The organism is Paenibacillus foliorum (genome assembly GCF_013141765.1).
In the GTDB taxonomy this organism is placed as follows: domain Bacteria; phylum Bacillota; class Bacilli; order Paenibacillales; family NBRC-103111; genus Paenibacillus_S; species Paenibacillus_S foliorum.
The window spans coordinates 46,767-69,627 of record NZ_WHOD01000133.1 but is presented as its reverse complement, the minus strand read 5'-3'; the positions used below and the strand labels follow the sequence as shown (position 1 = coordinate 69,627).

Sequence of the window (22,861 nt, the reverse complement as noted above, 5' to 3'; positions counted from 1 at the left end):
AAGAGCCTTTTTGGACTTAGTCCAGAAGGGCTCTTTTGTCATATAAGAAACATCTTGTAAGTAGAATACTCCTAATATGGCTTTTCTTAAGTTTGGCTTGCTGAGCAAAGGGGATAGTAGGGATAAAGGGACAACGCCCGCAATGGAACATTTGCTTTATAGAAGGCGAACTTTTACTGAAGTGAGAGGACAGTACATAGAAGTAAAGGATACAAGGGGTCATCTAGCAAATGACATGCGGCTAAGGAGAATTAATCGACGCAATGCTGAAAAAGGCCGCTTCCTTTTGTGGGAGGCGGGCCTAGTGGGCTGTATAACTAAGCAGACTTGGAGAGAGGTACTGTCAAATATATGCGCTATTGGGCGTAACAAGAGGTATCCTGTTCGTTTATTTTTAGAAAACCATTCTCAAGATGATTTCGAAACCGGAAAAAAATAATGAAACGCGGCAATAATAGCCAAAAATGGACAAATAGTAAGTGAAGAATCAGATCAAGCGAAACCCACGGGTAGAAGCATGCGCAGATTACAATGGGGATCCATAACAATTGAAGGTGAAGCCTCATTAAACGTCGCATGGCTATGTAGTTAGTCGGAACAAACCCGATCCAAGGTAAACGTAGCTGAAATAACCAGTTGGCAAGTCTACGTTTTTCTTTTAGTTTATAGTACAGGTATATCAATAGAGTATGCAATAAAGGAATGATAATGAGCCCGATGACTAGGGAAAATGGCTGAAAACGAATTAAATCCCAGATATAAAGTGCAGCGACTACGCCCCAATACAGACCGAAATAAATTCTTTTGGTGTGGATTCTTTGTAAAAGACGGTAGTGGTAAACGGTTGATTCCTTGGATAGCTGTTGTTCCCTCACAATAATATCACTCGTCCATTTTCATAGATTTCTTTGATTACTTAGTATATCGGCAGGAAAAGCGCTAAAAATAAGCTTTTGGAACTATGTACGAGCTATTTTCATAAAATTATAGCAGTAAGGTTTACTTTAAGAGAATGCGGACATACTGATAGAAAAGAAGAATAGAGGTGAGTTGTGTGGGAGACCCAATGCTGGATACTATGACCCATAACTGCATCATCTGCGGACAAACAAAGGAATACGGCATTATAATTATATCAGAATTTATTTGCGAGGACTGCGAACATGAGATGGTCCAAACCGATGTTATGGATGCCAAGTATTCTTTTTTTATCCACCAAATGAAGCAAATTTTATATAAAAAAGACGCATAGTTCGTCTATGAAAAAAGAACTGCTCTCATCTCGGCGGCTGCCCGTTGGTTGAGAGCTTTTTGTTTGTTACAATAGGCTTATACATTTATAGGTTTGATAGGGAGAATAGCAGACATGAATAAACATAAAACTCCGCTATATGAGCGGTTGATCGAACACGCTGGGGGAAAGCATACTAGCTTCCATGTACCCGGACATAAATCAGGCCAAGGCTTGGAGGCGTCCGCCCGGCCTTATTACGAAGCGATATTGCAGCTGGATGTGACGGAAATAGCTGGTCTGGATGACCTGCATCATCCGGAAGAGGCAATATTGGAGGCACAGCAATTAGCAGCAGATTGCTTTGGAGCTGAGGAAACCTTCTTCCTTGTGAACGGAAGTACTGTAGGCAATTTGGCGATGATCCTCAGCGTCTGTCGCCGGGGGGAACTTCTACTCGTTCAGAGGGATGTGCATAAGTCGGTAATTCATGGACTTATGCTAGCAGGAGCTAGAGCGGTATTTCTAAACCCTGAGGTAGACCCAGAGACAGGGATGACTCTCGGACTGCCGCTTGAAGCGGTTGAACTGGCACTGAGCAAGTATCCTGAAGCGAAAGGACTGCTTATAACACGTCCTAGTTACTATGGTACTGCTATGCCGCTTGAATCTCTTGTGCACCTTCTTCATGATCGCGAGAAGCCGCTATTAGTGGATGAGGCGCATGGAGCGCATTTCGGTTTTCATCCAGCGCTGCCTAAATCGGCGTTGTCATACGGTGCGGATGTAGTAGTACAGTCTACGCACAAGCTGCTGACATCCATGACAATGGGAGCCATGCTGCATGTACAGGGCAATCTTATTGAGCGCAAGGAGATCAAGCTATATCTAACAATGCTTCAAAGCTCGAGTCCGTCTTATCCTCTAATGGCAAGCTTGGATCTTAGCCGGAAGCAGATGCATACAAACGGCGAGGAGCTTCTAGGACAAGGTATAGCTGTTGTGGAACATTTCAAGGAAAGGATGCAGGGACTGAATAGGTTTGAACTGCAGACGACCAAGCCAGAGGAGATTGGCAGTATTCATCAAGATCCGTTTAAAGTGATACTGAGGGATCGAGGAGGCTTAATGAGCGGGTTTGAATTGAAGGATGCGCTTGAGGCGCGCGGGTGCTTCGTGGAGCTCGCAGACCCACAGGCTGTGCTTCTTGTATTCAGCTTAGCCTCAACACAAGAAGATGCAGGAAGGTTAGTAGAAGCGTTGGAGGATATAGACAACTCAGCAACTGGACATGTGACGCACCGCGCAGAGAGCAATGTGGAGCAGCCAGCCTATACGTATTCTACGGTGCCCGGATTATCTGAGCCTGTTTCTTTTGATGAGCATGTGTACAGGCAGAAAGGGACGGCTCAGCTTCCCCTTGATGAAGCAATTGGGCAGATCTCGGCTGAGATGATTGTGCCTTATCCTCCGGGAATACCCATTCTATGTCCGGGTGAGCGCATTTCAGAGGAAGTAGTTGGATATTTAACCCAATTGGTCCGAATGGGAGCGAGAATCCATGGGATGATTTCCGGGGAAGTGCCGATGCTGCCTGTATTAATAGCAGGCAGAGAATAATTACATGCAAGCGAAGCAAGAGACGTGTACAAGGTATGTTGGCCGATATGACCGGTCAATATACCTTGTACACGTCTCTTGCTTATAACTGGCTTTTAATTGCCGCATGCGGCTTTCATGATCGTTCCGTTCGGAGCCTCTAGCATCACCACCCAGCTCCGAAAACAACCTTCGTTAACCCTTTCCTTCAATCAGGTTCCGGTCGTTCTGAATGTCTTGAAGAACCTTCTTGATATCTTGTTCTCTTGTTTTATGGCAGATTAACATCCCCTCGTCAGTAGATACGATAATGAGATCTTGAACGCCAATCACCACAATTTTCTGGTTTTCCGTATATAAGATGCTGTTTTCAGTCCAATAAGCATGGATATCACCCTGCAGCATATTGCTATTATCATCTACCAAACGAATGCGTTCAAGTGAAGTCCAATTCCCAACATCATCCCAGATAAATTGAACGGGTCTCATAAGGATATTTTCTGCTTTTTCTATTATGGCATAATCAACAGAAATTCTAGGCAAAGAAGGATAAATGATTTTAATGGCATCCTCTTGGCCTCTTGTTCTTACTAAGGGCTCCCATAGCTCAGGTTGATGTTTCTTCATATAGTACTCAATGGTTGAAGGCTTCCATACAAATATGCCGCTATTCCAAAACACGTTGGGACGTTGTATCAAAGATCTGGCTTCAATTTCGTTAGGTTTTTCAATAAATCTCTTCACTTTGAACAAGCTTTCCGTCTCTTCTTCCATCGTTTCAATATAACCATAACCGGTTTCCGGTCGTGACGGCACGATACCTATGGTAGCGATGGCTCTATCCATGCAGGCCGCTCTCTCTGCGTCTAGTAAAGCCTGCCGCAGCGCTTGGGCGTCGGATATATACTGGTCTGAAGGAGTAAACACCAGGATTTCGTCATCTTTGCACCATAAAAAATGAAGTGCAGTCAACGCAGTGCACGGTCCCGTATCCCGCTGCTCCGGCTCGATAATGAGCCTGTCGCCACTCAAATGGGGGAGCTGCTCTAAAACCTTATCTTCATATAGCTTGGCAGTCACTACGTAAATGGAATCAACAGGAAGCCATTCAGCAAAACGGTTATATGTCACTTGAAGCATTGTCTCGTCCGAGGTGAGCCTTAAAAACTGCTTAGGTGTGGCTTCTGTACTTCGGGGCCAAAAACGTGTTCCTTTTCCACCAGCCATTATGATGACTTTCAATTCCATCCCTCCTGTCCCTGATCTCTAATGAATAAATAGAGCATCCTATACGATATGCAAGTCATCTTTCGCTACCATGGACCATGACCCGGTAATTGAGAAATTGGCACATGTCCTCATGACCGCCAAATTGTATTTTAAATCGGATGCATGCTACAATCGTGGCCGCCTTCACCGTGTAATACATTGCATAGGAGTTGGAAATGATCATGAAATCTGTATTGCCCGACCATGATAAGTAACGACTATTAGGGAGAGTTGGCATTTGGCCCAATTTTGAATACAGCTTGTCCATTTGCGTATGTAGACGAGTTTGAAATCATAGGCAGATAATAAAAATAGGTTCTGGCTTGTCCCAGTTTGTTGCGGAATGATCTCGAAGTGGATGGTAAGGAGAAAGGCGACCGCGTATACAACGGCAGAGGCCAATTTTTCCAATTCTTAATAAGAGGGAGGATCATTGGTTAAACTTACTTCCATCAGCCGTTTTTTGGCCATCTCCCCAATGACCGCCGGAGAGTAATCGTTTCGTATGGTCTGCTGTCCCCGCAGCGCTATTGAATTTCTCCATCGTGTATCGTTTACCAATTTGCGCATAAAGTATGCCGCGTGATCGATATCAGGTTCCGCCCATATTTGAAACGCTTTGTATGGACCTAGATCCCTTCCTAACTGAGCCAATGAATAATTCACCAAACAGGAATTATCTGCGTTCATAAAGTCAGTGTTTCCGGACCAATTGGTTCCGATCACTGGTTTTCCGAGATACATAGCTTCCGCCAGTACGAGGCCAAAGCCTTCGGATCTGTGGAGGGACATGAAACAATCGGAAGAGTTGATTAAAACATCGACCTTATCGCGATCCAAAATCTCCTGAATCAAGTAAATATTAGAGTAACCATGGATTAATTCTTTCAGACTTTCCATCTCCGCCGGGTTCGTATTGGGATTGTTGACTTTAATCACCAAGCCGACTGAGGTATCGTTAAAAGTGAACGCTCTTTTAAACGCCTCAATTGAGCCCTGCGGGTTTTTTCTTTCCTTAAGGCTGTGCGTATCATACATAGCTAGGAATAGAAATTGGTTCTCCGGTAAACCGAAAACAGACCTGTTTCTGTCTTGACCTCGAACTTCAATAGCATGCGGAATTCTGATTACCGGTACGGGGGATTTCTTTTTTATGGACTCCACAATAAAGCTTGATGGTGCCCAAACCTCCTGTACGAGCTCAAAGCTATTGCACCATTCATCAGGAAAATCGGGCATTTCCCATGCCCAATAACCAATATTATATCGGTGTTTTAAGAGCCCTTTACCTAAAGGCAGCGCATTAAGGTCAAAAGCCCAGCGCAAGTTTGGAGCATTCATATGAAGAAGATTAACCTTATAAGGGGCGTGATTCATTTCTTTATGAACCCAAGATGTATCATTATTTCTGGCGCTTATTGCACCCGGATCGGTAAAACTTAGGATGCCAAAAGGCAGTTGAACCGTTTCAAAGGTCTTAGCCATTAATCTGCAAGCTTCACCCAAGCCAATTTCCGTTCGGGTATATCCAATCAGACTAACACCAGGTTCCAGCTGTTGTGGAGGTACCTCCGAATAGTCTTCCACGGGAGGAGGAGTATGCTCCTGTAGCTCAGCCTGTATAGGCACGGCAGGCAAGTCAGGGTGTATAGGAATGGCAGAGTGGATGGGCTGTACGTGAATTAACTTCTGTACCGTTTTTTTTTGTTTCTTTTTGATTAATTGGCGCTTTTTGAACGAACGTTTCTTTCTTAATAAAATAATATTTCGCAGTTTTGCCTTTCGAACAGAACGCTTTTTTAATCTGACGGTCATTAGCTTTCTTAATCGATTCCGGTTTCTTATTCTTTTTCTAATCCGGGGAAGGCTTGAGATTTTTTTCATTTCGCCTTCACTCCTTTCAGTACCTCTGTTTATTTATATACTATGAGCCATATACACTCTATTTCTATGCAAATACCTAAGCCGTGAGAAATTGGCGAATGTCCTGATGCTCCCAAACTCACCAATCATGGAAGTAGGGGGGCCTACGATTAAAAAGAATACGAAAAGTCATTTTATCCAATAGATAAATAAACAGCCGACCCTTGAAGGGGGCGGCTGACTGCTTTCTAAAAGATAAGAAATTATAAGTTTTAACCGAATCAGAAGCTTTTCTTATCTTTTCGTTAAGGAAGTGCGCCTCTTTTTTACAAGCTTCAAAATAAATTTGTTTGTCTTGCGGGCTGTTCCCGTTTTTTTCTTCTTTTTATCGCGGACTTTCAAGGTTTTGCGGCCTGTACGCTTCATTACAAATTTGCGTGATCTACGGGCCGTTAACCCTTTTTTCTTCTTTTTATAGCGGGCTTTTATGGTTTTTCGCCCCGTCCGCTTCAATACAAGCTTTCTTTTTTTGCGCGATTGTTTGGACCGTTTTTTTAATAGGATCTTCTTCCTCTTTCTTTTAGTATCCTTTATTGTCGGGAGCTCGGCGTTAATGGGTGGGAGGTCCCGGTTCGGGTGAGGTTCCGTAGAAACGACTCCACCATTTGTGGCAGTAGGGGTTCCGGCAGGAATGGATTCAGCGGGACGGGGTTCAGCAAAATAGACTTCAACAGGAATGTCTTCCTCTTTCCCATTCGTTGGTTTCAATTCAAACAGGCCGATTGCTCCGCCACCGGTTTCCATAATTTGTTGGCACACATGATGAGTACGTTCCGCTACCTTGTTCCATTGAAACTGTTCAGCCCTATCCAATCCGCGGGCTTTAAGTTCCCGTCTCAAAGAATCATCAAACAAAACTTTATTCAGTCCTTCGGTTATACTGTTAATATCGTAAGCATCCACGAATACGGCTGCATCACCCCCTACTTCCGACATACACGTCTCGGTAGAAGTAAGCACTGGAGTGCCGCACTGCATAGCCTCCAATACGGGAAGACCAAAACCTTCATAGAGCGTCGGCATAGCTACGGCTTTAGCTCCGTTATACAGACGCAGAACTTGTGATTTGGAAATTCTGCCCGTAAAGCAGATCCGGCCCCCAGGAATTCCGCCTTCCTCAGCCAAATTCCGCAGACGTTGGCATAAAGCTTCATTGGGCGTATCATTGGCAAAAACAATCTGCCAGGGCTCCTCTCTTTCTCTCACAGCCCGCACAAATGCACTGATCAGCCTTTCTCCGTTTTTCCGGAAATCGCCCGGAGTAAAAGCAAGTACATAGGGAGCGTGTATGTCGAACGCATGGGAGAACCCCCCAAGGTCAACATGATCTAGGGGAAAGAAAGAGTTGTCGCACCCTCCGGAAATATTCGTGATTTTTTTCGGAGGAAAACCAATACGAACCAGATCCTGACGGGTATACTCCGAGTTTGTAAACACATGGTGCATCTGCTGGAGCATCGTTAATTGCTTCTTGTAAAATAAACGGGCCTCTGCCGTGGGAAGATAAAGACTCCGGTAAACCCACGGAATGATATCGTGCACTAGAGCTGTCAACCGAACATTAGGCAGCTCCCCGCTCCAAAACACATCTGGGAATGAAACCATCATAGGATTCGGGAAGTGAAAAAAATCCAGATTATTCATTGAAATGAATTGGGATAGTTGATTCACATAACGCTCCCGGGTCATATTCCGGAAATCAGGCTGGAACATGAACAATTCGACATCAGGCAATTGTGCCAGATGTGTCATATGCCCAAAGGAATAATTTCCTATGCCGTGAAACGCACAATCATCTTGGGCGTACATCATATCTACGCCAAACCTCATACACAATCACCTCGATTCATCGTTATCATTCTGCTGCTAATATCATTTTCTCGCGATCGGTTTTCCGGCAACTTGCTCTAAAGCGTCGATAAATGCATGGGCGGTGCGGTTCCAATTCCAATGATTAGCCATTTCCCTTGCTTTCCTTCCCTTATTTTTCGCTTCCTCCCGGCGAACGTAGACCCTGCGCATTAAGTTTTGCAGCGATCCTTGATCGGGTTCTGCCCAAAATTGATCCTCACCGTACAAATTTGTATAATGCACATTTCCGGCAGGAACTAGTTTGTAAGGGAGTAAATAGCCGCTATCGGGGCCCAAAAAGTCAACGAGACCGCTCCAGCCGGTTGCAATGACGGGGACTCCACATGACATGCTTTCTAGTACGGGCAGTCCAACCCCTTCTCCACGTGTTGAAAGCACAAAGCAATCTGCCCCTCGATACATTGCTGCCGTTTCATCCGGTGTCATGACGCGGGTCACTATGTTGAATTTGGGAAGCCGTGACTTTGAGACGGATTGGACGATGGAGTCATAGCTATCCCGGTCGGGTTTTTGCTGAATGTCCAACCCGTGTGTTTTGACAACAAGCGCTACCGGTTCATCCGCTTCAAATTCCTCCAGGAAAGCTTTAATCAGGACGTCCGGGCCTTTCCTGTATGACCAGCCGAAAACAGATAAGAATAAGAATGTATTGTCGCCCTCTCCGAATCTTTCTTTTACGCCTTCCGACGTGTAGAGATTGGAGTCTACTCCATAAGGGGCAATGTAAAGCGGAATACGGACTCCTGCATCCCAGAAAGCTTGCCGGTTAAATGAATTGGGTAATATGATAGCATCGAATTTATGGCATTCGTTCGCCATAGGAGCGGGAGCTTTGTTCGTTTCCCACATGGAACAATTGACAACCTTCCGGTAAAACCGACGATCCTCTTCGGTCAAATCGGTTCCTACCTTTAATAAAATCCGGTCTTCCTGGTAAGGTTTGTTTTCCATTTGCTGCAGCAGTGATTCCATAGATGGATCCAAAAATTCGTCTCTTCTACCCACCGATTCCAGCTTAATATCCGCACCTGCTTGATCCATAGCCAAAGCGATTTGCCGGGCACTATTCCCATATCCGGTGGCTTCATAGAAAACATGTCGTATTACGATCTGCACACAAATCCTCCTTTTCCTTATAGAATCGTTTATAACGATTGATCGACTTCAAGATCTATATAGACTATGTTATAAATCACAATCGGTATGGTCACCCATCCAAATTGAACGCCCAAGCTATAAGCCTTATAACAAACTAAATAGGACTGCATATAAGGAAGGAGAGCCTTTGCCTGACAAATAAATAGGTATCTATCCCTAACCTCCTCGAATCGTCTGACATACACATATAATGAATATTAAAAATTCATGTTCTGTACCGGATGATTGGACGAAAGCCATTCATGCTGTCTCTAAAAGCCCGCCTTATAAGGCACAAAACTTTGAAGAAATCTAAAAGGTGAATAGTGATTATGAGAATATTAATCCTTGGCGGTCATGAAATGGCAGGACATATGTTATTTAACTACTTATCCCGAAGTACGTCTCATGAGCTGTTTTATACAGCAACGGGATCTCATCCTAAAGTCAAGCCGGAGCGGGGTTTATTCTGGGATCCGGAGGATATGGTCATGGTTGAAAAGCTAATCGCTATAGTTAGGCCCAATGTTATCGTGAATTCAAGCGGCATTTGGTATGATCTAGCACGACAGCAGGAGATCGCGGCTTACCGAATTAATGCCCTTCTGCCGCATCAACTGGCAAAGCTCGCGGAACGCTATGGAGCCAGACTAGTGCAGATCAGCTCGGACGGTGTATTCGAAGGAAATAGAGGGAATTACGAGGAAATTCATGTGCCTGATGGAACCAGTGTGTTTGCCAAAACTAAGGCATTGGGAGAAGTTAAGGCTCCGAATGTGACCATTAGAGTATCAATGTTTGGGCCTGAGCTTGGAAAAGAGCCTGTTGGCTTGTTCGAATGGTTTATGCGTCAGCGGGGAATCGTCAAGGGTTTCGTCAATGTGGCATGGAATGGAGTCACAACGTTGGAATTAGCCAAATTCATTTGTTTTTTAATTGAAGAGCAGCCCAAGCTTAGAGGGATTGTTCACCTGGCAGGCAAGGAAATGGTTAGCAAATACAGCCTATTGGAGCAATGTCGTATTGTTTTCAAGAAGGGAAACGTCCAGATTAAGCCCAACGATGTTATTGATCTTGACAGGACGTTGCGAAGCACGCGCCCCATTCTATATGAAACCCCTACGATCAAGCAAATGCTTGAAGAGCTTCGCGATTGGATAAACAGCACAGCTAACCCCTCTTAACGGAGGGGCTCTTTCAATATCGGCACAAACCCATTATAATAATGATAATCTCGAAGGGATGAGATGGTTCTGAGATAAGTTTTTTTACGCAGTATGATCCATAAAATGAATGGAGATTATATATAGATATGCATAAAGGTTACTTTTTTACTGTAGAGGGATGTGAGGGGGCAGGCAAGACTTCTGTCATTACCTCAGCCAGCGAATATCTTTCTTCGAAAGGCTATGACATCGTAACTTCCCGTGAGCCGGGCGGAATAGAGATTGCCGAACAAATAAGATCCGTTATTTTGGACAAAACAAATACATTAATGGACGGACGTACCGAAGCTCTACTATACGCAGCTGCAAGAAGACAGCATTTGGTTGAAAAAGTAGTGCCGTCTCTGCTTGAAGGCAAGGTAGTGATATGCGACAGGTTTATCGATAGCAGCTTGGCTTATCAGGGGTATGCGAGGGGAATAGGAATTGAAGAGGTTTTAGCGATTAATAGCTTTGCAATAGACAACCTCTTTCCTGATTTAACCATTTTTTTGGATGTCGATCCGGAAATAGGACTCAAACGTATTCATGCTCATGAGGATAGAGAGATTAATAGACTTGATTTAGAGTCGTTAGCTTTTCATCAAAAGGTTCGTGAGGGTTATTTGGAGGTTGAAAGGCTTTTTCCCAATCGAATTGTAAAGGTTGACGCTAGTCATCATAAAGATGAGGTATTTGAACGTGTGAAGCAGGTTCTTAATCAATTTCTGGAAAGTGACTCGAAGGCATGATTGAATTGTACAGGCTGTCCTTCATGGTCAGCTTTTTATTTTTATCTGTATAGATACAGCACAATGGTAAACTCCTTGATCGAAGTCCGAACCTAGGCGGCATTTCCTTCATATACTAAAATAGATAGACGGGTTGGAGGCGCTGTTCCAGTAGCCCTTAAATAGTTTGAGGCGGAAAAGATTTCTCATCTTTTGGGACCGCTTCCTTAAGTAAGCAGGAATTATGAGTACTTATGTCAAATTATTAGAGGAGAGGTTATGTAAAATAGCCGCTTCTGAAACTCGCACTATTTTCTTACTATTAATGAAGAAACAAGTCGTCTCATAAAAGTTAAAGGAGGGCAATGCCATGAAATTAGTTGTTGCCGTAGTACAGGATAAAGATAGTAACCGTCTCTCTAATGCTTTGATTAAAGATGGTTTTCGGGCAACAAAATTAGCAAGTACGGGTGGCTTCTTACGCGCAGGTAATACGACCTTTATGATCGGAATAGAAGACGAACGTATTAGTGAAGTTATGCAGGTGATCAAAACAAATTGTAAGATTCGTGAGCAAATGGTAACACCGGTATCCCCCATGGGCGGCACTACAGATTCATATATTCCTTTCCCTGTTGAGGTACAGGTTGGCGGCGCAGCAGTATTCGTGCTTCCGGTTGAACGGTTTGAGCATTTCTAAGATCGAGCCCGTTCTCGTGGGATGGCGTAGCCGTTTATCCTTGAAAGATCAGAAAGGTTGGACGCAGCTTGAAAATAAATCCCGGCCTACGCACTTTCGGCAAAGAAATTCAGCGCAGTGAAAATTCATCCACTCAGCAGCTGCAAAATAAATCATTCTCTGATATGATGCAAAATCAAGACGAGAGAGCGTCGCAGGAACAATTGCAGCGCATTTTACAACAGATCAGCATGCAGGGCGAGAGATTGGCCAAGTCGATGACGGTGCGCGAGCTTCGCCAGTATAAGCTGCTTGTTAAGCAGTTTCTGGAGGAAACGGCACGCCGCGGTGTTCAACTCCGTGATACGCGGGGATGGGATCGCCGCGGGCGCGCCAAGCGCTACAAGCTGCTTGAGGAAGTGGATCAAGAGCTGCTCATGATGGCGGATGATATGCTTGAAAGCGAGCAGGGGCGGATCGATTTGCTGCATAAAATTGGCGAGATTCGAGGCATGCTGATTAATCTTACTTTTTAATAGTAGCTTTATACATCTATAGATAACAAGGAAAGGATTTAATGGACCCGCGATGTCTTTTCAATCCATACCAGGGCAAGAACGTGTTAAACGAATACTACAAAACAGCTTGCGTACAGATAAAGTTTCGCATGCCTATATTTTTACAGGTCCTTCAGGCACAGGACGGAGGCAGATGGCGCTCGCTTTTGCTCAAGCGTTATACTGCCAAGTGCTGCCTGATGATGCCTGTGGGGAATGCCTGGACTGCCGCAAGGTAGAGCATGGCAATCACCCGGACCTTCACTGGGTGAAGCCGGATGGCGCATCCATCAAGATTGAACAAATCCGCGAGCTGCAGAAGCAGTTTTCATATCGTGCCGTTGCCTCGGGATTAAAAATGTATGTGCTTGAGGACGCCGACAAAATGACCGTGCAGGCTGCTAACAGCCTGTTGAAATTTTTAGAGGAACCAACCTCGCGTGTCGTAGCCGTACTGATTACTGATAATGGACAAGCTCTTTTACCGACCATCCGATCGAGGTCCCAATGGGTGCCTTTTGCACCGCTTAGCCGTCATTTGATGGTTTCTGCGCTTCAGTCTGAAGGCCATTCTTCTGTACTCATTCAGGCCGCTGTGCGCTTGGCTGCAGGTACGGATGCTGCTCGTGAGCTAATTCAAGGAAATGGGTTTGCAGAAATAAGAAACCTAGTGATACAATTGACTAAGGAAAGCTTGACCCGATTGCCGACAGCTATGTTGACAGCGCAGCAAAAGATGGCTAAATCGGAGCTTTCGGACCAGCTTCCTATGTTTATGGACATGCTGATTCTTTGGCTTAAAGATATGGTACGGCTAAGTCTCGGTGATCGAAACGATTTGGTTTATGCAGACCAAACGGAATGGATGGCAGGACAATCCCTGTCTTATGATATGAAGCACTGGGTTCACTGCTTGGACCAAGCGATTGAATTGCAAAAAAGACTTCGCTTTCACGCTAACCCGCAGCTTGTGCTGGAAAAAATGTTAATGCAACTGAAGGGGGTGTAGCATGTACTCAGTAGTTGGCGTTCGCTTTAAAAAAGCGGGTAAAATATATTATTTTGACCCTATTGATCTACCTGTAGACAATGAAAGTGCAGTCATCGTTGAAACGGCTCGTGGGATAGAGTATGGTAAAGTGGTTATAGGCAAACGGATAGTGCAGGAATCTGACGTTGTATTGCCTCTGAAGAAAGTGATTCGGATTGCGGATCATACGGATGCCCAGCTTGTAGAAGATAACAAGTCTGCGGCCAAGAATGCATTTGCATTATGTCAGGAAAAAATTAAAGATCATCAATTAAAGATGAAGCTGGTGGATGTTGAATATACATTTGACCGCAATAAGATTATTTTTTACTTCACGGCCGAAGGAAGGGTTGATTTCCGGGAGCTGGTAAAAGATTTGGCTGGTGTGTTCCGTACACGGATTGAACTGCGACAAATTGGGGTTCGTGATGAAGCAAAGATGCTTGGAGGAATCGGTCCTTGCGGCCGTATCTTATGTTGTTCTTCCTTTTTAGGTGATTTTGAACCGGTTTCCATTAAAATGGCTAAGGATCAGAATCTATCATTAAATCCTACGAAAATTTCCGGGCTTTGCGGCCGGTTAATGTGCTGCTTGAAATATGAGCACGATAATTATGAAAGTGCCAAAGAGGACGTGCCACGAGTAGGTAGTGATGTCATTACTTCGTTAGGAAATGGACGTGTGGTATCGCTAAACATTGGCGGGCGAATAGCCAAAGTACAGATTTACGAGTTAGGAAAAGTAATGGATCTTTCCTTTGACGATGTGGTAGCGCAGCATTAAGCTTTTGAGGTGAGCGTGTGGATAAACGAGATGTTTTTGTGCAGATCGATCAGTTGGAAAAGCAGATGGGTACCATATATGAAGAGTTGGGCCAAATGAAACAACAAATTATTGAGCTTTTGGAAGAGAACAAAAGGTTAAGCATAGAAAATCAGCAGCTGCGCAAGCTGTTAAAGAAGGATGTCGACCCTGTCGACACGGAATTGCCGCTCGTGCCTATCACAGCAGCACAAGCAAAAGAGATTACAGGTGTTGGCCATGATAATTTAGCTAAGCTTTACCACGAAGGCTTCCATATATGCAACGTTTATTACGGACATTTAAGGACAGAAGGCGACTGCTTGTTCTGCATGTCATTCCTAAATAAATAACTGCATGTGCAGTGTGAAAACTTTCATGTAATAAGAACCACCGTAGGGAAGTATAAACTTCTCTGCGGTTTTTTTGAAGAAAGAGGATAAACTATAATATGGAAAATATTCAATTGAATAGTAGTGAGAGGCTCGATGATTTACTAACCGAAAATTTAAAAATCATACAAAGCGATGAAGTGTTTAGCTTTTCTTTGGATGCGGTGCTGCTGGGACGCTTCAGTTATGTTCCTCTATCCGCTAAAGGACGTATCGTTGACTTGTGCACCGGTAATGGCGTCATTCCGCTACTGCTAACAACCAGAACTAAAGCTTCAATTGTCGGCGTAGAAATTCAGGATAGGCTTGCTGATATGGCAGAGCGTAATGTCAGGATTAATAAGCTGGAACAGCAAGTTCGAATTGTTCACGGTGATTTACGCAATGCCGATAAGGAACTAGGCTATGGAGCATTCGATGTGGTTACAGTCAATCCTCCCTATTTGCCGGTTCCGAATGGTGAGCAGAACATAAATGAGCATTTTGCTGCTGCGAGACATGAAGTTCATTGCACGTTGGAGGATGTAGTTAGGGCTAGCAGCCGTTTGGTAAGAAATGGGGGGCGTGTAGCCATGGTGCACCGGCCAAGCCGATTAGTGGAAATCTTTTGTACCATGCGCGAGTACAAGCTGGAGCCTAAGCGAATCCGCTATGTACATCCACGTGCTGGCGAAGAAGCGAATATGGTGCTTATAGAAGCAATCAGGGATGGGAAGCCAGAGCTTCGAACGCTGCCGCCATTGATTGTTTACAAAAATAAAACGGAATATTGCGATGAGCTGTTGGAAATTTATTATGGCCAACGAACTGAACTCATCCAACCGCCCGTACTTTAATGAGGGAACGCATGTGAAAATTCAAAAAAGCTATCATCCGGATGCAGGAGCAGGCAAGTTATATTTAGTAGGTACCCCGATTGGCAATTTAGAGGATATGACCTTCCGGGCCATTAGGACATTAAAGGAAGTGCAGCTGATAGCAGCTGAAGATACAAGGCAAACACGTAAGCTGTTGACGCATTTCGAAATTTCGACGCGGTTAATTAGCTATCATGAGCACAACAAGCAAGCCAGTGGTCCGGAATTGATCCGGTTACTGCATACAGGCGAGTCTATTGCATTGGTAAGTGATGCGGGACTGCCTGCTATATGCGATCCTGGAGCCGATTTGGTGAAGCAGGCTGTGGAGGAAGGGATTGATGTCATCCCGATACCTGGCGCAAATGCGGCTTTATCGGCGTTAATCATATCAGGGCTTTCAACGGAACGGTTTACCTTCCTCGGATTCCTGCCGAGAGAGAGGAAAACGCTGCTTCAGGAGCTTCAGCTGCTGCAATCGGCGAAGGAAACGCTAATTTATTATGAGTCGCCTCATCGAATAATGAAGACCTTGGAAGCTATGCTTGAGGTGTGGAATCCGGAACGGCAAATGTGCCTAATTCGCGAGCTCACCAAGAAGTATGAGGAAGCGGCACGAGGCACGATTCAAGAGTGTTATGATTTACTGCTGGCACAGCCTCCACAAGGTGAGTATTGCATCGTTGTTGAGGGTATGACTGCCACCGAGAATGCCGCGTCTGTAGCTTGGTGGGAGGCATTCAGCTTGGAAGAGCATGTGGAGCATTATGCGACACAGGGTCTCGACCGCAAAGAAGCGATCAAACGCGCCGCTGCTGACCGGCAGATGCCCAAGCGTGAGCTTTATAATTACTTGCATAAGTAAGCAAACTAGAATTTTTGGTAATAAATAGTAGTGAGACGCTTGAGGTTTTCGTGGGGAGTTAACGAGGGGCTTTAAAGGTCTTAAAGAGCGTCTTGTGTGAGCTAATGCCAAACATGGCATCAGGCAGCAGCACGGCTTGGCTTGCGAAGCCCAAGCGCTCGTCTCTCTACTATAATAATGGAGTTTGAAATAATGGAAGAGCCTACCCTCAATTCCCGCATCTATACAGCCTTTTGGCCATTTCCTCGGCAGTCCTGGTGAATTCATGCAAATGTGCAGCCTTTTTACATTCCTAGCTGAAACCGGACCGCTCTGCATTAAATTGCTGTACTTTTGCAGTTCTTTCCTCTCACAAGCAAACTGGGTAAGATAATAACTGCATGTTTGCAGGATTGTGCAGGGTGATGATCGGAGGAGCGTCAAGCGCTGATTTTGAGGTTGAACCTAGATTTAAGACAACTTTAATTCAAGAGCGGTGGAGTACCATCCCTTTCCCGCAATAACGCAGTAATGAATACATATTCACGGATTTACTTCATCTGACAGGCTCCTAGTCTAATCAAAAGAATCTAGCTTCAACAGCGGTTGTAGCATATCCCTTATCACTGGTAGTTACACTTTTTTAAACTCCTACCACCACTCAAAAAAAATCCCTAATCTGCAGAAACCTGCAAATCAGGGACATAGAGGAGATATGAAAAAGGTTAGAATTACCTAAGTAAGAAGTGCTATCCTTATTATAACCTATTTTTCTTATTTTGTCACAGGTATTGGCATTTCTGATAAACATTCGTGACAAACAATTTTTCCTTTGAAATAAGAAACGTTTTCAGCGTTGCCGCAGAAGATACAAGCAGGCTCATACTTCTTCAACATAATGCGTTCGCCGTCCACATAGATTTCCAAAGCGTCCTTCTCGCCTATGCCCAAAGTGCGGCGAAGCTCGATAGGTATAACAACGCGACCCAATTCGTCGACTTTTCTAACGATACCAGTAGATTTCATCATAATATAAGTACCCCTCTCGGAAAATAAATCGTCATGTTTCGACATAATTCTTATCATTAATGATACCAACCATTCCCATAATAGTCAACCTGCTAATTGGCAAATTGTCTCTCAATATTTGGTAAAAAAAGTCCGATTTAACCAAAATTTTATCATATTTCAAGGAAAACCGAGAGAATGAAGCAAAATTGTGAACAAACTTACTTAAGGGTATTTTTGAAGCTATTTGCTATTAAACTAAAAAATGTAAGCCTTTTACAGCTTGTAATTGGAAGATGTTTATGACACTATTCGACATAACGAGAGACTATTAAAAGCTACAATGTCGAAAAATATACTTTAACTCAAGGAGGTGACCCCTTATGTCCAATCCCCTAAGAGAAGAAAAGGTATTTAAGGATCCGGTTCATAAGTACATTTATGTGCAGGACCGAACGATCTGGGATCTCATTAACACGAAGGAGTTTCAAAGACTGCGCCGGATACGTCAATTGGGTACCTGTTTTTTAACTTTTCATGGTGCAGAGCACAGTCGGTTTTCTCATTCTCTTGGTGTGTATGAAGTAACACGTAAAATCATCTCGCAATTTGAACGCAATCGGTATGAAGACTGGCCTAGTGAAGAGCGGCTCTTGTGTTTATGTGCAGCTCTGCTCCACGATGTTGGCCACGGTCCCTTCTCCCATTCCATTGAAAAAACTTTTGGCACCCATCATGAAGACTGGTCCTGCCGCATTGTTCTTGGAAACACGGAAATTAATCGGGTATTAAGTGAAGTGTCGCCAACTTTTCCTCAGCAAGTAGCAGGGGTAATCGCCAAAACGTACCATAAAGAAATTGTGGTCAGTCTTGTCTCTAGCCAATTAGATGCGGATCGAATGGATTACTTATTACGCGATGCTTATTTTACGGGTGTAAATTATGGCACGTTCGATTTGGAGCGAATTTTGCGTGTTATGAGGCCTTTTCAAGGGCATATTGTAATGAAAGAAAGCGGTATGCATGCTGTTGAAGACTATTTAATGTCACGTTATCAGATGTATTGGCAGGTCTATTTCCATCCAGTAACGCGCAGCGCCGAGATTATCCTACATAAGATATTTCAAAGAGCGAAGCAACTGTATGAAGAGAACTACAGCTTCACCTTCATGCTATCACCACTGCTCAGTCTATTCCGCCAATCTCTTACCGTTCAGGAATACCACATGCTGGATGAAGCGTTGATGCAAACGGTGCTGATGCAATGGTCATATGAAAAGGACGAAATTCTATCAGACCTGTGTACGCGGTTTCTGAACCGCAGTCTGTTTAAGTATGTGTTACTGGAGCAGATTGAAGCGAAACAGATCGAGCGTCTGCGTGAAACCATGCAAGGACTTGGAATTGATCCTGATTTTTATCTCGCCATTGATTACCCGTCCGATCTTTCGTATGATGTGTATCGGCCTGGCGATCATGACGAAAAACTGCCTATTTTGTTGCTGGATAATAAGGATACTTTAACAGAGATATCTCTTAAATCCGACATTGTAAGATCTATCAGCGGTATTCATATGGGGAAATATCATCTATACTTCCCGGAAGAGCTGCTTCTTCATAGTCAACGGAAGTCTATTGCACCTGATATTCGCAAGCTGTTGGGTATGGATTAAGACACAGTTTCTTACTACCAAAGCCTTTAAAAGGAGAAAAATTAATTATATGCTAACAGACACTCATACTCATCTTAATGCTCCCCAGTTCGATGAAGATCGACATGACGTTATTCAGCGCGCACTTGAGAGTGGAATCAGTCGAATCATTAATGTCGGATTTAATCGAGAGACCATCCCAAGCTCGATTGCATTAGCGGAGCAATATGATTTTATTTACTCGACCGTTGGTTGGCATCCTCAGGACGCGAAGGATATGACGGCGGATGATTTGGATTGGATTGAACAATTATGCTCTCACCCAAAAGTGGTAGCCATCGGTGAGATTGGTCTTGATTATTATTGGGATACTTCCCCTAAAGATGTGCAAGATCGTGTATTTCGTGAGCAAATTCGGCTAGCTCGTAAACTTGGCATGCCGATTGTGATCCATAACCGCGATGCACACCATGACATTCTTCAAGTTCTTCGAGAAGAGAAGGCTTCAGACGTTGGAGGAGTCATGCACTGCTTTTCAGGAAGCTGGGAAACTGCGAAGCTCTGTATGGATATGAATTTTCACATTTCCTTCGGAGGTCCAGTCACATTCAAAAATGCAAAGCAGCCAAAAGAAGTGTTAGAGAAGGTGCCGCTGGACCGTCTATTGATTGAAACAGATGCTCCATATTTAACTCCGCATCCATTTCGCGGCAAGAGGAATGAGACTGCATATGTGAAATTAGTCGCAGAAACCGCTGCTGAGATTAAAGGTCTGACTTTGGAAGAATTGGCTAGGGCAACTACCCAAAATGCGGTTACTTTATTCGGGTTACTTTAATTTGATTAAGGGGGTTGGGACGAGTCTATTTTCGTCGAAAACACGATAATCAAAGAAATATATGCAATATCGTACGATTTCAATAGAAAAACAATGGTTTTATTCGTAGAAACGGTTGAAAATGCTGAATACGATCTAAAATCGAGGTTTTTTGACCAGTTTGTATACTTTACAACTTTGTATCAGACAGCGTAAACTCAATATTAACTTAATACGTTTACCAAGTTTTCATTTTCGCTGAGTTTCCATCAGGGAAACGGGGGAACCGCAAAGTGACTGTCCCAATTTTTCAATGAGACAAAGGTCACATTTTCAGGGGTGAATCATGGTTAGGTCATGTTACAGTGAACCGATCCAAGTAGGGCGACTCTCAAGTCCGAATCCGTCAGCTAACCTCGTAAGCGTTAAGAGAGAGGTAACGATTGTCGTGCGCTTTATTTCATATTGTGAAATAACTCAAAGTCACGGGAAGAGTCCTCTTTCCATGACTTTTTTGTGTTGAAAAGAAAGGATAAGTTGTTGCTTATCTACGTTCAACCTTTGACAAACGCGCTCATCCTAAGGACGGCGCAGCCGGTTATCTTTGGTTTTATCGTTACGGTATTCCAAACGTTGTCTGGGTAGATTTTGTTGCACAGGTAAACAAGGAGGTGCGTTCAGCACGCAGGAAGAACGATATGGAAAGTAAGATTGCAGCCCCTAGTTGATTAACGAAAAGATTGCAAAATTAAACCATAGTCGCGTCAGATGAATCATGCGTAACACACGACGGCGGGGCTTTGAAGGAGGACCGAACAAGTGGGAGCTATTCAACATGAGCAACCCCATGTAAGACGATCATCCAGCATGTCCTTCGCATTGCGATGGAAGCATGAAAACTTGCGTTTGATATTGATCGTTGGACTTATTTCAATCGCTATGATTTTCATGTTTATGATGATGTTACACGGTACGGCTACCAAGAAGGTATCTGTAGTTGTGAACGGACAGGAATCGGTTGTTTATACTAAACAATGGGTTCTACAAAGTTTTCTGGATGAGCAAGGAATATCTGTTGGAGAGCACGATCGTCTCTCTGCAGAGCTTGGAACCAAGCTGAAGAGTGGGGACCGGATTGCAATAGATCATGCACAACCGGTGCAGCTAACAGCGGATGGTGAGACCAAGACCCTATACACGGTGGCCAAAACCGTAGGGACTGTTTTAAACGAATTGAAGGTGCCAGTTGGCGAGTTAGATAAGGTTAGTCCTGCTATCGATGCCGATTTGACGGAGAATAGGGCCATTCAGATCGTTCGTGTCAAGAAAGAAACAGAAGAGGTATCGGAATCGATAGCTTTTGATGTGGAAAAGAAAAATGATCCTCAGCTTGTAAAGGGCAAAGAGCAAATAGTTCAAGAAGGACAAGAAGGACTACTCCTAAAAACGAAAGAAAAGCTGTTTGAAGATGGCAAGCTTGTTTCCGAGCAAGTGGTTGACGAAAAAGTGAAATCCGAAAGCATCAATAAAATTGTTGCCATTGGAACGAAAAATCCGGTAGTGGCGTTATCAGCCTCCTCGCCGAATTTGCAAGATGTGATGAAGAGCGGCGTTTCTTTTGGAGTGAAGCAGGTTATTAACAATGTGACGCTTACTGCCTATTCGGCTGGAGCCTCATCAACCGGCAAAAGCGCCGAACACCCGCAGTATGGATTAACATCCTCAGGCACGAGAGTAACGGAAGGTCGTACGATTGCAGTGGATCCTAAAGTGATTCCGCTGGGTTGGTGGGTTTATATTGACGGACTTGGATTCCGCAGGGCCGAAGATACCGGCAGTGCTGTGAAAGGTAACAAGGTTGATGTCTATTTTGACAGCAACGACTATGCGAACCGATTCGGCACTAAGCGCGGGTATACCATTTATGTAATTGGACCCAAGAAACCAACAGCGGACTAAAGGCCTGCAATTGGGGCAGACTCATCATATATAAGGTTTTGAAAGGAGAAGGGGGCATCCTCTTCTTTTTTCTGTTCTGTAGACCCCCACGCAAACCTCTTGAATCCCCCACCCAAACCCACCCCACCGGGAGAGCCCCAAGGGCTGACCGCCCTCTGGACGCCCGTAAAAATTGGGGTAAGAGGTGAGGTGGTGCTTCATATGATATAATGGTTGGAGGATTGCTACTGTCCCTACGGGACTTGCTTTCAGTTAGTGCTCTACAGCCCACACCCAAACTCTCCTCAAGCTGATGCTTTCGAAGTCAGTTTTGCTGCGCAAAACTCTTAGGGAGGGCTCTAAGAACTACTGCACTCTGGACACCCGTGAAAATTGGGTGAGAGGCGAGGTTGTGCTTCATGTGTTATTATAGGTGGAGGAAAACTCTTTCGTCCTTACGGGACGCGCTTTTAGGAAGGCTACAGCTAGGGGCAGCAACAAACATAGCTATTAGGTGGGATTTGTCCTGATTAAAGGGGATAATGGCTATAAGAAGGCAAACTGCTTGTATGCTTGTATTTATGCAGGTGAACCAAAAGTGAAGCGTGTCCCATAGGGACGAAAGGGATGTAAGCATATATAAAGCTCCAAAGGAGCGCCACCGAACCTTCTTCACCAAGCTGTTAAGGGGTGTCTAGTGGGCAGAGCCTTCGGAGCCCTCCAAGCGGGGAGGGTTTAGGCGGGGAGCCGGGAGGGGACTAATAGTGATTAAGGAAATAATAGTGGTTGAAGGAAAAGATGATACGACCGCTATAAAGCGAGCCGTTGAAGCGGAAACGATCGAAACTGGTGGATCGGCGATTAACAAGGACATTATTAAACGAATTAAGCTTGCTCAGCAGCGCCGCGGTGTGATCGTGCTGACTGACCCGGATCATGCCGGAGAGCGAATTCGTAAAATCATTACGGCCCAAGTTCCTGGCTGTAAGCATGCTTTTATAACGCAGGAGGCTGCGACAAGCAAAGGGGATATAGGAGTAGAGAATGCATCTGTGGAGACAATCCGTGAAGCACTCGCTAACTTGCGTACGGACTATGAGTCAGTGGAGTCCGATATTACTTTGGAGGATTTGGTTGCGGCGGGGATGATAGTCCATCCACAAGCTGCCTCACGTCGCTTGGCTGTAGGGAAGATACTGGGGATTGGCTACTGTAATGGCAAGCAATTTTATAATCGATGCAGAATGTTCCAAATCACACGTGATGAATTTGCGGCTGCTTGGCGGCAGCTAGATAAAGAAGAGGGGTAAGTAAAGTA

Annotated in this window: 20 protein-coding genes and 1 riboswitch; of the genes, 15 read left to right on the top strand and 5 right to left on the bottom strand. The window is 44.4% G+C overall.

The window, feature by feature from the left end; genetic code table 11:
* Positions 1-1,066 precede the first annotated feature (1,066 nt).
* Positions 1,067-1,252 carry a sigma factor G inhibitor Gin gene (locus tag GC093_RS35105; RefSeq protein WP_171656611.1) on the top strand — a complete coding sequence of 62 codons (186 nt, stop codon included), beginning with the start codon at positions 1,067-1,069 and terminating at the stop codon, positions 1,250-1,252.
* A gap of 114 nt (positions 1,253-1,366) precedes the next feature.
* Positions 1,367-2,851: an aminotransferase class I/II-fold pyridoxal phosphate-dependent enzyme gene (locus tag GC093_RS35100; RefSeq protein ID WP_171656605.1), complete on the top strand. Its 1,485-nt coding sequence runs from the start codon at positions 1,367-1,369 to the stop codon at positions 2,849-2,851.
* A 174-nt stretch (positions 2,852-3,025) separates the two neighbouring features.
* Here the strand turns inward: GC093_RS35100 and GC093_RS35095 are convergent, their stop codons facing one another.
* From GC093_RS35095 to GC093_RS35080, 4 genes are all read right to left on the bottom strand, one after another.
* Positions 3,026-4,072, bottom strand: coding sequence for a mannose-1-phosphate guanylyltransferase (locus GC093_RS35095; RefSeq protein WP_171656604.1), 1,047 nt, complete (start codon positions 4,070-4,072; stop codon positions 3,026-3,028).
* Positions 4,073-4,513: 441 nt separating this feature from the next.
* The gene (locus GC093_RS35090; RefSeq protein ID WP_171656603.1) at positions 4,514-5,983 is read right to left on the bottom strand and encodes a glycosyltransferase; all 1,470 of its coding nucleotides are present in this window, start codon (positions 5,981-5,983) and stop codon (positions 4,514-4,516) included.
* 273 nt (positions 5,984-6,256) lie between these two features.
* Complete coding sequence (locus tag GC093_RS35085; protein WP_171656602.1) at positions 6,257-7,852, bottom strand: glycosyltransferase family 4 protein; 1,596 nt, start codon at positions 7,850-7,852, stop codon at positions 6,257-6,259.
* A 42-nt stretch (positions 7,853-7,894) separates the two neighbouring features.
* A complete protein-coding gene (locus GC093_RS35080; protein ID WP_171656601.1) occupies positions 7,895-9,010 on the bottom strand; it encodes a glycosyltransferase family 4 protein in 1,116 nt (371 codons plus the stop codon).
* 353 nt (positions 9,011-9,363) lie between these two features.
* On the opposite strand from GC093_RS35080, the gene GC093_RS35075 reads away from it, so the two are divergent.
* The 9 genes from GC093_RS35075 (at position 9,364) to rsmI (ending at position 16,149) form a co-directional block, all read left to right on the top strand.
* Entirely contained in the window at positions 9,364-10,215 is an 852-nt protein-coding gene (locus GC093_RS35075) for a sugar nucleotide-binding protein (protein WP_171656600.1), read from the top strand.
* A gap of 128 nt (positions 10,216-10,343) precedes the next feature.
* Positions 10,344-10,988: a dTMP kinase gene (gene tmk / locus GC093_RS35070; RefSeq protein WP_171656599.1), complete on the top strand. Its 645-nt coding sequence runs from the start codon at positions 10,344-10,346 to the stop codon at positions 10,986-10,988.
* Positions 10,989-11,337: 349 nt separating this feature from the next.
* The gene (darA, locus tag GC093_RS35065) at positions 11,338-11,667 is read left to right on the top strand and encodes a cyclic di-AMP receptor DarA (RefSeq protein ID WP_171656598.1); all 330 of its coding nucleotides are present in this window, start codon (positions 11,338-11,340) and stop codon (positions 11,665-11,667) included.
* 68 nt (positions 11,668-11,735) lie between these two features.
* Positions 11,736-12,182, top strand: a complete 447-nt coding sequence (locus GC093_RS35060; protein WP_171656597.1) for a YaaR family protein — start codon at positions 11,736-11,738, stop codon at positions 12,180-12,182.
* Positions 12,183-12,234: 52 nt separating this feature from the next.
* A complete protein-coding gene (gene holB / locus GC093_RS35055; RefSeq protein ID WP_171656596.1) occupies positions 12,235-13,212 on the top strand; it encodes a DNA polymerase III subunit delta' in 978 nt (325 codons plus the stop codon).
* Position 13,213: 1 nt separating this feature from the next.
* Positions 13,214-14,017, top strand: coding sequence for a PSP1 domain-containing protein (locus GC093_RS35050; protein ID WP_171656595.1), 804 nt, complete (start codon positions 13,214-13,216; stop codon positions 14,015-14,017).
* Between the two features lie 17 nt (positions 14,018-14,034).
* Positions 14,035-14,388 carry a DNA replication initiation control protein YabA gene (yabA, locus tag GC093_RS35045; protein WP_171656594.1) on the top strand — a complete coding sequence of 118 codons (354 nt, stop codon included), beginning with the start codon at positions 14,035-14,037 and terminating at the stop codon, positions 14,386-14,388.
* Positions 14,389-14,486: 98 nt separating this feature from the next.
* Positions 14,487-15,263 carry a tRNA1(Val) (adenine(37)-N6)-methyltransferase gene (locus tag GC093_RS35040; protein ID WP_171656593.1) on the top strand — a complete coding sequence of 259 codons (777 nt, stop codon included), beginning with the start codon at positions 14,487-14,489 and terminating at the stop codon, positions 15,261-15,263.
* A gap of 13 nt (positions 15,264-15,276) precedes the next feature.
* The gene (gene rsmI / locus GC093_RS35035; protein WP_312886702.1) at positions 15,277-16,149 is read left to right on the top strand and encodes a 16S rRNA (cytidine(1402)-2'-O)-methyltransferase; all 873 of its coding nucleotides are present in this window, start codon (positions 15,277-15,279) and stop codon (positions 16,147-16,149) included.
* Between the two features lie 753 nt (positions 16,150-16,902).
* On the opposite strand, the gene GC093_RS35030 is transcribed toward rsmI, so the two are convergent.
* A complete protein-coding gene (locus GC093_RS35030; protein WP_010501678.1) occupies positions 16,903-17,157 on the bottom strand; it encodes an AbrB/MazE/SpoVT family DNA-binding domain-containing protein in 255 nt (84 codons plus the stop codon).
* Positions 17,158-17,519: 362 nt separating this feature from the next.
* On the opposite strand from GC093_RS35030, the gene GC093_RS35025 reads away from it, so the two are divergent.
* The 4 genes from GC093_RS35025 (at position 17,520) to rnmV (ending at position 22,853) form a co-directional block, all read left to right on the top strand.
* Entirely contained in the window at positions 17,520-18,809 is a 1,290-nt protein-coding gene (locus tag GC093_RS35025; RefSeq protein WP_171656591.1) for an HD domain-containing protein, read from the top strand.
* 49 nt (positions 18,810-18,858) lie between these two features.
* On the top strand, positions 18,859-19,626 hold the full coding sequence (locus GC093_RS35020; protein ID WP_171656590.1) for a TatD family hydrolase: 768 nt from the start codon (positions 18,859-18,861) through the stop codon (positions 19,624-19,626).
* A 225-nt stretch (positions 19,627-19,851) separates the two neighbouring features.
* A riboswitch (cyclic di-AMP (ydaO/yuaA leader) is annotated at positions 19,852-20,046 on the top strand.
* A gap of 378 nt (positions 20,047-20,424) precedes the next feature.
* Positions 20,425-21,564, top strand: coding sequence for a resuscitation-promoting factor (locus GC093_RS35015; protein ID WP_312886701.1), 1,140 nt, complete (start codon positions 20,425-20,427; stop codon positions 21,562-21,564).
* A 743-nt stretch (positions 21,565-22,307) separates the two neighbouring features.
* Complete coding sequence (gene rnmV / locus GC093_RS35010; RefSeq protein WP_171656589.1) at positions 22,308-22,853, top strand: ribonuclease M5; 546 nt, start codon at positions 22,308-22,310, stop codon at positions 22,851-22,853.
* The last annotated feature ends 8 nt before the right edge of the window (positions 22,854-22,861 follow it).